Source organism: Clostridium sp. AM42-4, from assembly GCF_003480105.1.
GTDB lineage: Bacteria > Bacillota > Clostridia > Lachnospirales > Lachnospiraceae > Brotaphodocola.
Genome location: NZ_QUIK01000062.1, coordinates 250 through 573 on the forward strand (window position 1 = coordinate 250; position 324 = coordinate 573).

Here is a 324-nt window from a genome sequence, read left to right on the forward strand (position 1 = left end):
AGCAAAATGAGAAAGCCTGTGATATAATAGGAGAAACTGAACTTTGACGAGCCTACCACCGCCTGAAACGCACCGATGGGACAGGCACCGGAGGCTGCCGGGCAGGAATAGCAGTTCAGTCCCGGCACGCAGACGGTCTTCCCCGTGCCCTGATACAGTCCGCCCTTTTGGAAGTTCGGCAGATGCAGGTTGGTCAGCAGCGTCGCCCCAGCCTGAATCCAGCCCCGGAAGCGGGACATGGTCTGTGAAACACCTGAAAACTTTTTATCCAATGCCAACACACTCCAGACATAATTTGATTGCTTTGCTCAGCACTGTCGCCGC

The 324-nt window shown here is 54.9% G+C and carries 1 pseudogene; it reads right to left on the bottom strand.

Annotation, left to right across the window (positions count from 1 at the left end):
• Window positions 1-239 (bottom strand): annotated as a pseudogene (locus DW922_RS18255) (4Fe-4S binding protein); the annotation flags it as partial.
• Window positions 240-324 lie beyond the last annotated feature (85 nt).